Origin of the sequence: Pedobacter nototheniae (genome assembly GCF_032678625.1) — a bacterium.
Taxonomy (GTDB): Bacteria; Bacteroidota; Bacteroidia; order Sphingobacteriales; family Sphingobacteriaceae; genus Pedobacter; species Pedobacter nototheniae_A.
Window position 1 is genome coordinate 418,834 of record NZ_JAVTSO010000002.1, and the last position, 10,991, is coordinate 429,824.

At 34.9% G+C, this 10,991-nt stretch carries 10 protein-coding genes; 9 read left to right on the plus strand and 1 reads right to left on the minus strand.

Annotated elements, in window-relative coordinates; all coding sequences use genetic code 11:
• Window positions 1–1,053 precede the first annotated feature (1,053 nt).
• Together R2Q77_RS07560 and R2Q77_RS07565 are read left to right on the plus strand one after the other, a co-directional pair.
• Window positions 1,054–1,803 (plus strand): sulfite exporter TauE/SafE family protein, encoded by a 750-nt coding sequence (locus R2Q77_RS07560; RefSeq protein ID WP_316803111.1) that lies wholly within the window; start codon window positions 1,054–1,056, stop codon window positions 1,801–1,803.
• A 218-nt stretch (window positions 1,804–2,021) separates the two neighbouring features.
• Window positions 2,022–2,864: a GNAT family N-acetyltransferase gene (locus R2Q77_RS07565; protein ID WP_316803112.1), complete on the plus strand. Its 843-nt coding sequence runs from the start codon at window positions 2,022–2,024 to the stop codon at window positions 2,862–2,864.
• 110 nt (window positions 2,865–2,974) lie between these two features.
• Here R2Q77_RS07565 and R2Q77_RS07570 read toward each other — a convergent pair whose 3' ends face one another.
• Window positions 2,975–3,688, minus strand: coding sequence for a LytTR family DNA-binding domain-containing protein (locus tag R2Q77_RS07570; protein WP_316803113.1), 714 nt, complete (start codon window positions 3,686–3,688; stop codon window positions 2,975–2,977).
• A 237-nt stretch (window positions 3,689–3,925) separates the two neighbouring features.
• Here R2Q77_RS07570 and R2Q77_RS07575 point away from each other — a divergent pair, with 237 nt between their 5' ends.
• The 7 genes from R2Q77_RS07575 to R2Q77_RS07605 all read left to right on the plus strand — a co-directional run bounded on the left by R2Q77_RS07575 (window position 3,926) and on the right by R2Q77_RS07605 (window position 10,987).
• Entirely contained in the window at window positions 3,926–4,105 is a 180-nt protein-coding gene (locus tag R2Q77_RS07575) for a hypothetical protein (RefSeq protein ID WP_316803114.1), read from the plus strand.
• 73 nt (window positions 4,106–4,178) lie between these two features.
• Window positions 4,179–5,219: a 2OG-Fe(II) oxygenase gene (locus tag R2Q77_RS07580; protein WP_316803115.1), complete on the plus strand. Its 1,041-nt coding sequence runs from the start codon at window positions 4,179–4,181 to the stop codon at window positions 5,217–5,219.
• 10 nt (window positions 5,220–5,229) lie between these two features.
• Window positions 5,230–5,625, plus strand: coding sequence for a hypothetical protein (locus tag R2Q77_RS07585; protein ID WP_316803116.1), 396 nt, complete (start codon window positions 5,230–5,232; stop codon window positions 5,623–5,625).
• A gap of 70 nt (window positions 5,626–5,695) precedes the next feature.
• Complete coding sequence (locus tag R2Q77_RS07590) at window positions 5,696–6,958, plus strand: radical SAM protein (RefSeq protein ID WP_316803117.1); 1,263 nt, start codon at window positions 5,696–5,698, stop codon at window positions 6,956–6,958.
• Window positions 6,959–6,972: 14 nt separating this feature from the next.
• Window positions 6,973–8,253, plus strand: a complete 1,281-nt coding sequence (locus tag R2Q77_RS07595) for a radical SAM protein (protein ID WP_316803118.1) — start codon at window positions 6,973–6,975, stop codon at window positions 8,251–8,253.
• On the plus strand, window positions 8,246–10,441 hold the full coding sequence (locus R2Q77_RS07600; RefSeq protein ID WP_316803119.1) for a peptidase domain-containing ABC transporter: 2,196 nt from the start codon (window positions 8,246–8,248) through the stop codon (window positions 10,439–10,441). The genes R2Q77_RS07595 and R2Q77_RS07600 overlap by 8 nt, the downstream gene beginning before the upstream one ends.
• A 9-nt stretch (window positions 10,442–10,450) precedes the next feature.
• Window positions 10,451–10,987 carry a hypothetical protein gene (locus R2Q77_RS07605; RefSeq protein WP_316803120.1) on the plus strand — a complete coding sequence of 179 codons (537 nt, stop codon included), beginning with the start codon at window positions 10,451–10,453 and terminating at the stop codon, window positions 10,985–10,987.
• Window positions 10,988–10,991 lie beyond the last annotated feature (4 nt).

Consider the following 10,991-nt stretch of genomic DNA (forward strand, 5'->3'; position numbering starts at 1 on the left):
TGACACACTTTCTTTTAAAAATTTTAAAAAATGCCCTGAAAAATAAGAGCATTCATCTATCATTAGATATCTACCAAAAAAATCACAAAAATTTTAAGGTTATAAAATGCACGTGCTCAGGGCAGCAGAACTGTTACGAGGAGAGATATTGAAGAACCGAATCCCGATAGCAACAGCCGTGTATGGGGTGCAAGCGGTAGAAGTAGCGCCAAAAGGTTAACAGCGGTCATTACTATTGAGAGGATTAGAAAGCGGCGCCGTGCGAAAGCGTACCATAGTCCGGTGAAATGCAGGCCGACGATCACCCCAACTACGGGAAAGATTAGCTGATCCAAGCCCCGCGCAGTGAGCCATGTTTGCGAAAGATTGATGGCAACGACCTCTGCGACGACGGCGATTACGTAATAATTCCAACGCGGCTTACGGCGAGGCGGCAACGCTTGGCGCTTGAAAATCCAGATACCCGTTGCGGCGAAAATTAAAACGCCAAGCGTTTGGAGAACGGTGCCGGGTAATCCAGCCACAGCGCCTGCACCAACCCACCACCAAAGTAGGCCGAAGCCGAGTCCGATTAGCGCGCCTGTTCTCATATCGTGCGCCCTGTTTCAACCTTAACCACCGGGATCGCCATCATTTCGGCTGGCGAAGCGTTCTGTAAATGGCTCTGCATGTCCCACCAGATAAGAGAGAAGACGGGAGCAAGAACGGTATGTTTTTTATTTAAAGCCATCAGCTGAATTGCAATTATTTAATTTTTGAATAAAACAGTAAAAACTGGTCGGTAGTTGTGACACAATTGTCTTCATATCCTCCGTTAATATACAATTCACAAAAGTCACAATAAATCATTCATATTTTTTTCTAATAACAATGTTAATGAATTTATCTACATGTCGTATTTATAGATACACCAATTTATAGAAAAAGCAATTGAGGACAACGAAGAAGCAATATATGCTACATAACCAGCCTTCATTTTATTTGCATTTTTGGGTAATTAATTTCAGATAAAGCTCGTTTTTTACCCTAAAAAAGCTTATTTTAAACAGAAATATGGAGTTTATATATATATACATTTTTGTCGTAAGTTTTGCTGCCACACTCGTTCGTTCAACATTTGGTTTTGGAGAATCCTTAGTCGCTGTTCCGTTATTTATTCTTTTTATCCCAATAGAAATTGCTGTACCACTTTCTGTTTTAATTTCAATTTTTGTTGCTTTGGTTGTCGTTATCCAAGATCATCAGCAAATACATTTAAATAGTGCAAAATGGCTCATCATATTTGCTGTTTTAGGTATACCGATAGGCGTAATTATTTTAATTTATGGTAATGCATTTTGGGTAAAGATCGGTTTAGGAGTGCTTATTGTATTATACTCCCTTTATGCCATTTTTGGAAAAAATCGTATTTCGTTAAAAACAGATAACATGCTATGGTTATTTTTTTGCGGATTTGCTTCAGGTATACTTGGTGGTGCATATGGTGTAAATGGACCGCCCCTTGTTGTATATGGTAATATGAGAAACTGGAGCGCTAAGCATTTCAGAGCCACACTGCAAGCGTATTTTTTACCGGCAAGTTTTATTGCTGCGTTGGGATATTTCGCAAAGGGCCTGATTACATTGGAGGTTTTAGAATACTTCTTAATTTCCTTGCCTGCCGTGATTCCTGCAATATTTTTAGGAAGGTACCTTAACCATAAGATTAAAGACAATTCTTTTTTTAAATATGTTTACTTTGGACTGATAGTCATCGGTATTTTTTTAACTGTCAATTCGCTATTAACGTTAAAAAAGTTATAACGATTTTGTGGCCAAGCAAACACGAAATAGGAAAAATGGTCTTAATGAACCGATGCAAGTCATTTCCTCAGGCTTGAACGAATGGCAAAAAATAATAGATTGTAAGAGCTATTATTTAATAATTCTGATTACTTTTTACATTACAAAGAAATCTTATTCTAATTTTACGGTAATTACTGCTTTACATTAAAAATTAGCTATCTGTATAAAAAATAGAAATGAAGATTAACACTTTAGAAAACATTGAAATTGGCCGCATACTGGATGTCCTAAATCTATCATTTTCTGATTATATCGTTCCATTACAACTAAATTTAGAACAATTACAGTTTAAAATTTTAACCGAAAATATAAAATTAGATTTATCAATAGGGGTTTTTGCTTCAGGTAAATTAGTTGGTTTTATGCTTCATGCTTTAAATAGTTTGGATGGAAAAATCGTGGCATATAATGCTGCTACAGGGGTAGTTCCAGGTTATCGCGGACAAGGTTTGGTTGCTAAAATGTATGATTATTTATTGCCCAGGTTAAAAGCTTTTAAGGTGGAACAAATGGTGCTGGAAGTGATTGCCGGAAATAATTCGGCCATCCGTGCTTATGAAAAAATAGGCTATAATGTACATCGGACTGTAAATTGCTTCGGCGGGCACATACAAACAACAGGAAGTAAAAATGTTGCTGTAATTAAAGAGTTGAACGATTTTCAATGGAATACTTTTACAACCTTTTGGTCTACTCAACCTACCTGGCAAAATTCCATTAAAACTGTTGAAAATAGCAAGCGTAATTGCCATGTTTTTGGGGCCTATATTAAAAATGAAGTTGTAGGGTATATTGTTTATAATCCTACTTCAAGGAAAATTCTGCAAATCGCTGTTGCAACTGAACATAGGCGTAAAGGGATCGGTTCTCAATTGGTAAATAAAATGCTGGAAGCTATAAACCCCAAAGAAATTCTTATTTATAATATTGATAATGGTTTAGCAGAAATGACTTCTTTTTTAGAGCGTTTAGGACTCTCATTTAGGTTGGCGCAGTTTGAAATGAAAAGAGAAATTTAATTTATCCATAAAGCTTCAAATGGCGGGTAAATTGAAGGCTGGATTTTTACAATGCTTAGGGACTTATTTGCATGCAAGCTATGAACAAATTCAATTCACAGTTAAGTATTTCAATTTCCATCAAAAACTCTGCTGTAAATTTCTTTGTAGGTTCTTCCAATTGGGATTTTTATATTATTGCTCAGTAAAACCTGTGCACGGTCAATTCCCTTAATATGGTTTTCGGAGATTAAAAAAGACCTGTGCACCTGGGTAAAGTTTTGATAACCCTGAAGGATCTTAAACATTTCTGTTAGTGTTGATGCTGCTAAAATTGCTTCATTTGTTAGGTACACCTTAATGTGTTTGTTTTGAGCCTCAACCGCTACAATATCTTTAACTTTTATTCTTATTAACTTGTTTTTTTGCTCAGTACTTTTAAGCATAATAAAGTCTTTATTTTGTGGGGCTGGGTTTTCCTTAACAGGGATAGAAAAAACTTTTCTTAATATTTCCGAAAATTTAGAAAATGTAAATGGTTTTAACAAAAAGGCATCAGCCTCTAACTCATAAGAATTAAAGGCATATTTTGAATGAGCGGTGGTGAAAATCAATTTTTTCGTTTTGTGCCTGATTAAGTTAGCAAAATCAATTCCATCGATTCCCGGCATTTCAATATCTAAAAAAATAACATCAACCGGTTGGTGAATTTTGACAATTTCTTTTAACGCCAATAGAGGGTCGTTATAGCTCTTTAACAGCTTAAAATCTTGATGATCTTTAATGTAATCTGCAATTAATTGTAATGCCGCAAACTCATCATCTATAACGAAGCAAGTGTACATATTAGATTAGTTTATGATTAGTTAGTTGTTTTAATGCGTTAGTAGTATATAATAATTGTAATGTTATTATTGTTCTAAATATATTAAAAATAATACATAATTATAGTCAAAAAAATGGCGTTCGCACTGGTTAAATTGTAATTCGCGCTAATAGTTGTGTTGTTCGCACCTAAATTTCCATTTGGTTTAGGCAAGAAATAACTTTACTCAAGTTAAATTCTTTAAACACTAAAAATTATGGAAAATTTCACAATTAGTCCTGAAAAACAGGATGTGGCAAAAAAAGTTTTTGCAGCCTTCGAAAACGAAACGCTAAGAGATCTTGGTGAAAAAGTAGTAGGCGGTGCATGGTTTGAAGCTTCATGGGGTAGTGGTACTAAACCAACTAAACCAAAAGAAGTTGAAGCTGCACAGTAAGAACCACACTAAGCAAGGCCAATTTATTGGTCTTGCTTTTTAAAGTGATTTTAAATAAACTAATCTCTATCCCATGTCAGCTAACTCTGAAGTAATCCTAAACCACTCTGATATTATTTTTAATGATACTTATGTAGCCATTAATAAGCTATTGGGTTTATGTAATCGTAATATACCAAGGTATGTAATCAGAAATTACATGGTAGAGTTGCCAGGTTTTCCTAATATTTCCCTTTATGGCATGGTGGAGTTAATTGTTAGGTGTAATGGAATACCTAAAGTAAGAAAAATTACTGCTTACGAGATTACATCTAATTCAATGCCTGCAATAGGACATATTTCTTGTAATGGAAAAGATGGGGTTTACATTACATTGATTAAAGCAGATGGCTTAAGTGTTACTTATTTAGGGCCTGATAACCTTATTAAAACTGAAACAATTGCTGAATTGGCTGAAAGATGGTCGGGATTTATTATTGACTGCGAATTTGAACCAAGTTATTCCAATGGAGATGAATTTAGAACTGGCCCGGGCTTTGAAGCTCAAAAAAACTACATAGATACAATCAGGGTACAGGATAACTTTATAAGTGCCCAGGAATGTGATGAGATTATTCGAATCTCAGAGGAGCAGTCGGTTTATGAAAGAAGTTTGGTAGAGCTATTGAACGAAGATAGCACAGCAGAAAAATCTGCGCTGAGAACCAGTTTTAGTGCCGTATTAAAAAACGACCATAAGAATGCGGTTATCAATTCAATTTACCATAAGGCTGCTCAGCTTGCTCAGGTCTCGATTAATCAGATGGAGGCTATACAATGTGTACGGTATGCAGCCGGACAAGAATACAAAGCCCATTTTGATGGAGATCAGGTAAATAAAAGGATAAAAACGATACTGGTATATCTTAATGATGATTTTGAAGGAGGAGAAACTTCCTTTACCGAAATAAATGTAAATATAAAACCTAAAAAAGGTTCTGCCCTGATTTTTTATAATCTGGATGATAACGACAATCCATTAATAGAATCTGCCCATTGCGGTATGCCGGTTACTTTAGGCATAAAGTACGCCATGAATATCTGGATTAAAAATACAATAGTAAATAAAGATTAAATACAAACACATGAAATATATGCTCACACTACTAAATATTTTTGGGTTCTTCTTCTTTGGTTACGGGCAAAATAAAACCATTCATGTAAGTAATTATTCGGGAAGCAAAATTGAAATAAAATCAACCGGAGAAAAGCCTGGCGGCAATTTAAATGTGGCTTTACAATGTTTCGATATAAAAACGAAAGATTCTATCGGAAATTATAGCCTGTTTGTTAACGGAATTAAAATTAATGACGGATATGGGCACTCAAACAGACTGCTTTCCTGCAAGGGCACAACATCTATATCCGTATCTGCCGAAGGGTATAAAACAGCAATTATAGAAGATAAGTATTTGGAAAGTGGAGTGCTATCACATATAAAAGTGTCTTTAGCCCGGATTCCAAAGAATAAAGCTGAATAACATTCTAACGAGTAACATACAGTAAGCATGTAAATAATTGTGCTTGTTAATAACCAATAAACGCATTTCTATGAAAACTTTAGATAGTTCAGTTGCAACAAAATGCTCCTTACTTGTATTGAAAATAGCCAGTAGATGTAACCTAAATTGCACCTATTGTTATATGTATAATCTGGGCGATAGTACTTATCGTAACCAACCTAAAGTAATGTCAGACGAAGTGGTTGATGCACTTTTGCAAAAGGTGAAAAATCATTGCATTAAACACAGTATTGAAGTTTTTGACTTTAATTTTCATGGTGGAGAGCCCTTGTTGGTTGGTCATGATTTTTTTAAAAAATTTGTGCGTAAAGCAAACCAGATATTGCTTCCGTTTACTACACCGATATTTTCTATTCAAACCAACGGTACGCTGTTAGATCATGAATGGTGTAATTTATTGGGCGAGCTAAATATTCACTTAGGGATAAGTTTGGATGGAACGGCGGAAATTAATGATATGTATCGGGTAGATCATGCCGGAAAAGGGTCTTATGCGGAGATTATAAGAGGAATTGAGACTGCTATGGTTTCAGAAAAATTATTAAATCCACCCGGGCTGTTATCGGTTATTAATATAAAATCTAATCCTGTTGAGGTATATAATCATTTTCTGAAAATCAATCCACATAATGTAGATTTTCTAATTCCCGATGCAAATTACGATAGTCCACCGCTAAAACCTGAACATCTTTCAGATCGGCCTTATGCCGATTGGCTTATTCAGATTTTTGATTTATGGTTTGCTGAAAAAAAACCATTTGGGGTTAATCTTTTTGAATCTTTGGTAAGCGCAATTTTGGGTAAAGGCGACCAGTGCGATATACTTGGGGGTACCAATAAAGAATTATTAGTTATTGAAACCAATGGAGGCATTGAGCCAGTTGGGCAATTAAAGATTTGTAAAAATGGTTTTACTAAAATTGGAATCAATGTAATCGGAAATGAGCTTGATGAAGCATTTGATAATGATTTGGGCTTGTTGTTCCACCTCAGTGGACAAAAAATATGTCAATTTTGCAAAGCCTGCCCAATCTTAAATATTTGTGGTGGTGGCTACCTCCCGCACAGATTTAGTAAAATAAATGGATTTAATAACCCATCGGTATATTGTAAGGATTTACTAAAACTAATTACACACATTCAAAATAAACTGTTTGACGCTGTTCCGCAGGCGTTGCTAACCGAAGCTGGTGTTACCCGTTTAAGTTTTGAAAAAGCAAAAGAAATGCTAAAAGCCAATGAGCATTTGCTTTCTGCAGAAGATAAAGAACTCGAATTATTTGCAGGTTAATTGAACAGATAGTTATGATCAACTCCGGAAAATTGATATGCAAGCATCTCGTGGTAAAAATTGCCAGCAGATGCAATTTAAATTGCAGTTACTGCTATATGTATAATATGGGCGATAATACATATAAAAATCAACCCAAATTTATGAGTAAGGAGGTTATAACGGCACTCCTTCAGGAAGTTAAAAAACATTGCGAAGAACATAACCTTGATGAATTTACTTTTGTGTTTCATGGTGGAGAACCTTTGTTGGCCAGCCCTAAATTATATGAGTTTTTTGTTAACAGTACTTTCGAAATATTGCATTCCTCAATAAAGGTTAATTTTAAGCTCCAAACAAACGGTATGCTCATAACAAAAGCATGGTGCGAGCTTTTCGAAAAATTAAATATTGGTATTGGAATAAGCTTAGATGGTAATAAAAATGAGAACGATAAATACAGGCTCGACCATAAAGGAAACGGATCGTTTGATGCTGTAATGAAAGGCTATCAAACGGCGAAAACCTATTTGAAAAATAAACCTGGGATCGTAACTTTTATTAATATAGGAACCGATCCGCTTGCTACATATGATTTTTTAAAATCTATTGAGATTGGATATGTTGATTTTATCCTTCCGGATGCTACCCATAATACGCCTCGGTGGGATTCATTATTTGAAAGCCAAACACCTTACGCAGACTGGCTTATCAAAATATTCGATCTCTGGTTTTTTGAAAAAGGCCAGAAACCAAAAATACGTTTTTTCGAAACCATTATGATGCTTATTCTGGGTAGAGGCACAGATGAAGGAAATGATGCACTTGGAGTAGGAAACCATCAGGTATTAGTTATCGAAACAGATGGCGGTATTGAACCTATAGATTCTTTAAAAGTTTGTGGCGATGGATTTACGAAAATGAATGCGAATATATTAACCAGCAGAATAAGCGAAGCATTTAATAAGGAACTGGCACAGCTTTGTAACCTAAGCCATAAGTTGCTTTGTAAACAATGCATGAATTGCCCGGTTAAAAATATATGCGGAGGTGGTTATTTAGCACACCGGTTTAGTAATGAAATGGGTTTTAATAACCCGTCTATTTACTGTAACGATCTAATGAAATTAATTACACATATTCAAAATGTAGTTTTTAATGAAATACCTGCACACCTGCTTGAAGAGTTTGATTTGAAATTGGTAAAATACGAACAGGCTCAGTTAATGATTAAACAGGAAATTGTTTCATCAACAGAACCAGAATGGACTGATTATTTAGAAGGTTTCCGGCCTAAAAGCAAAAAATATGCTTAGATATCGTTTCCCATTCTATAAACAATTTGACTCTAAAGATTGCGGGCCTACATGCATAAGGATGATCGCCAAGTTTTATGGTAAAGATTATTCACTTCAAACTTTGCGCGAAAAAGGCAATTTATCAAAAGAGGGTATATCCATAAATGGTATTAGTAAAATAGGGGAACACATTGGTTTTAGATCTTTGGCCGTAAAGGTAGATTTCGAAAAGCTCAAAGCAGAAGCACCATTACCGGCTATTGCCCACTGGAATCAAAACCATTTTATCGTTATATATAAAATAACAGATAAAAAGGTATATGCTGCTGATCCTTCGTTTGGTTTGATCTCTTACAGTCACGAAGAGTTTTTAAGAGGTTGGGGTTGCGATATCGTACAAGGAAAAGAAAAAGGAATTCTGCTGTTGCTTGATCCTACACCAGATTTCTTTTCGCAAAAAGGAGAGGCGACAGTAAATAAGGCTAACATTAGCTTTATTCTTAAATACTTAATGCAGTTTAAGAAATCGCTAATGTATGTTTGCATAAGTCTTTTAGTAGGCTGCCTGTTGCAACTGGTATTTCCATTTTTAACACAATCCATTATAGATTATGGAATTGGCAATAAAAATATTGGTTTTATCAACCTGATTTTGTGCTCCCAACTCGTATTAATCGTCAGTTTAGTATCTGTAGAGTATATCCGGTCGATTATTATGGTGCACATTAGTGTAAGAATCAATATTTTCATCATTTCAGATTTTCTTTTTAAACTGATGAAACTGCCAATCTCCTTTTTTGATGTAAAGCTTACGGGAGATTTAACCCAGCGGATTAGGGACCACAAACGGATTGAAGACTTTTTTACCAATTACCTGTTAACGTCTATTTTTTCATTTTTTTCAGTCCTGGTTCTTGGGGGCACGCTTTTATATTATAACTCAACTATTTTTCTGATTGTATTTTTAGGTACTGCCATTGAATTTGTATTGGTACTAAGCTCTTTAAAAAGAAGACGATACTTAAACAATAAACTATTTTCAAGATTAACATCGGAACAGAATATCTTAATTGAGCTCATTACCGGCATGCAAGAGATTAAGTTGAATAATATTGAACGCATGAAGCGCTGGCAATGGCAAAAAATTCAGGCAGCAATATTTAAAACCAATTTAAAAATAGTATCGCTTAAACAGTTACAACATGGGGGCTCGAGGTTAATCGGTCAGCTCCAAATTATACTTACAACGTTTATAGCGGCTAAAGCAGTAATAGATGGAGATATGACCATTGGTGTAATGATGGCAATTATATACATTCTCGGACAAATGAGTGCTCCAATCTACGATCTTATTGATTTTATTTACGCTTTTCAGGATGCGAAAATAAGTCTTGAAAGGTTAGGAGAAATCCATCTTAAAAAAGATGAAGAAGATGAAAATCTGCCATCTATATTCAGTTCAGATATTGAAAATAAAGAAATAACTTTTAACAATGTTTCTTTTTGTTATCCCGGGCAAACAAGATCTGTGCTTGAAAACCTATCCCTAAAAATTCCATCCGGAAAATTAACAGCAATTGTGGGTACCAGCGGAAGTGGAAAAACAACTTTACTTAAATTGATTTTAAAATTTTACAGTCCTCAAAAAGGGTTGATTACCATTGATAAAAATAACCTTGATGATTTGGATAGTGCAGAATGGAGAAGCAAATGTGGGGTGGTTATGCAGGATGGATTTATTTTCGCCGATACCATTGCACGCAATATAGCCCTTGAAGAAAATATCAATGAAAATCATTTAAGAAACGCCATAAATCTGGCCAATTGCAATGATTTTATCTGCGCACTTCCATTAGAGCATAATACAAAAATTGGTCAGGATGGGATAGGACTTAGTCAAGGGCAAACCCAACGTTTGCTTATTGCCAGGGCCATTTATAAGCATCCCGATGTGATTTTATTTGATGAGGCAACAAATGCCCTGGACGCCAACAACGAGAAAGTAATCATAAATAATTTGAATCAGTTTTTTAAAGGTAGAACCGTGGTGGTTGTAGCACACCGTTTAAGCACGGTTAAAAATGCCGATCAAATCATCGTTATGGAAAAAGGAAAAATTATAGAACAAGGAAATCATGCTTCATTAACCACAAAACGTAGTGCATATTATGAACTCGTCAAAAATCAATTAGAACTGGCCAATTAACTTAACGATATGGAAACCGCAAAACTTAGTTTTACTACCCATGAAGTGAATGAGCTTATTGGAGGTGTACCCAAAAAAATCTTATGGTATTGTTTGGGAATTTTATTGGCGACGATTGTAGGGGTGTGTTTAATGATTTCCATTACACCCTATCCTAAAAATCTTACTGTAAAAGCAAGTATAGTGCAAGAAGCCGATAATCAGGCGGTAGTAAGTTCGGGCATTTTAAGTAAAAAAAATGGAAGCCTGATCTGTAAGCTACAGTTTGATAAAAACAGTCTTAACGAACGTTATCTGAATAATATTAAAACCATAACCATTACATTTTATAGCGCCTCTAAAAAGTACAGGTTAATTGGAACTGTTTATAATGTTTTTAGAAAAAAAGAATATATAGTAGCGGATGCAAAACTTAGCGACAACGATGAATTACGGAAATTTTTAAACTCCGATAATAAATTATTAAGACAAGAATTATCAGTTGAATTAACAAACGACCGGTTCTCGATTAAAGATAAACTTGAATCAAATTTTAGCATAAAATAATGGA

What these genes read in the sequence shown, in the direction of transcription:
- R2Q77_RS07580 (WP_316803115.1), top strand. Translation starts at nt 4,179, where the DNA reads ATGTCAGCTAACTCTGAAGTAATCCTAAACCACTCTGATATTATTTTT.
- R2Q77_RS07600 (WP_316803119.1), top strand. Translation starts at nt 8,246, where the DNA reads ATGCTTAGATATCGTTTCCCATTCTATAAACAATTTGACTCTAAAGAT.
- R2Q77_RS07585 (WP_316803116.1), top strand. Translation starts at nt 5,230, where the DNA reads ATGAAATATATGCTCACACTACTAAATATTTTTGGGTTCTTCTTCTTT.
- R2Q77_RS07605 (WP_316803120.1), top strand. Translation starts at nt 10,451, where the DNA reads ATGGAAACCGCAAAACTTAGTTTTACTACCCATGAAGTGAATGAGCTT.
- R2Q77_RS07590 (WP_316803117.1), top strand. Translation starts at nt 5,696, where the DNA reads ATGAAAACTTTAGATAGTTCAGTTGCAACAAAATGCTCCTTACTTGTA.
- R2Q77_RS07575 (WP_316803114.1), top strand. Translation starts at nt 3,926, where the DNA reads ATGGAAAATTTCACAATTAGTCCTGAAAAACAGGATGTGGCAAAAAAA.
- R2Q77_RS07595 (WP_316803118.1), top strand. Translation starts at nt 6,973, where the DNA reads ATGATCAACTCCGGAAAATTGATATGCAAGCATCTCGTGGTAAAAATT.
- R2Q77_RS07560 (WP_316803111.1), top strand. Translation starts at nt 1,054, where the DNA reads ATGGAGTTTATATATATATACATTTTTGTCGTAAGTTTTGCTGCCACA.
- R2Q77_RS07570 (WP_316803113.1), bottom strand. Translation starts at nt 3,688, where the DNA reads ATGTACACTTGCTTCGTTATAGATGATGAGTTTGCGGCATTACAATTA.
- R2Q77_RS07565 (WP_316803112.1), top strand. Translation starts at nt 2,022, where the DNA reads ATGAAGATTAACACTTTAGAAAACATTGAAATTGGCCGCATACTGGAT.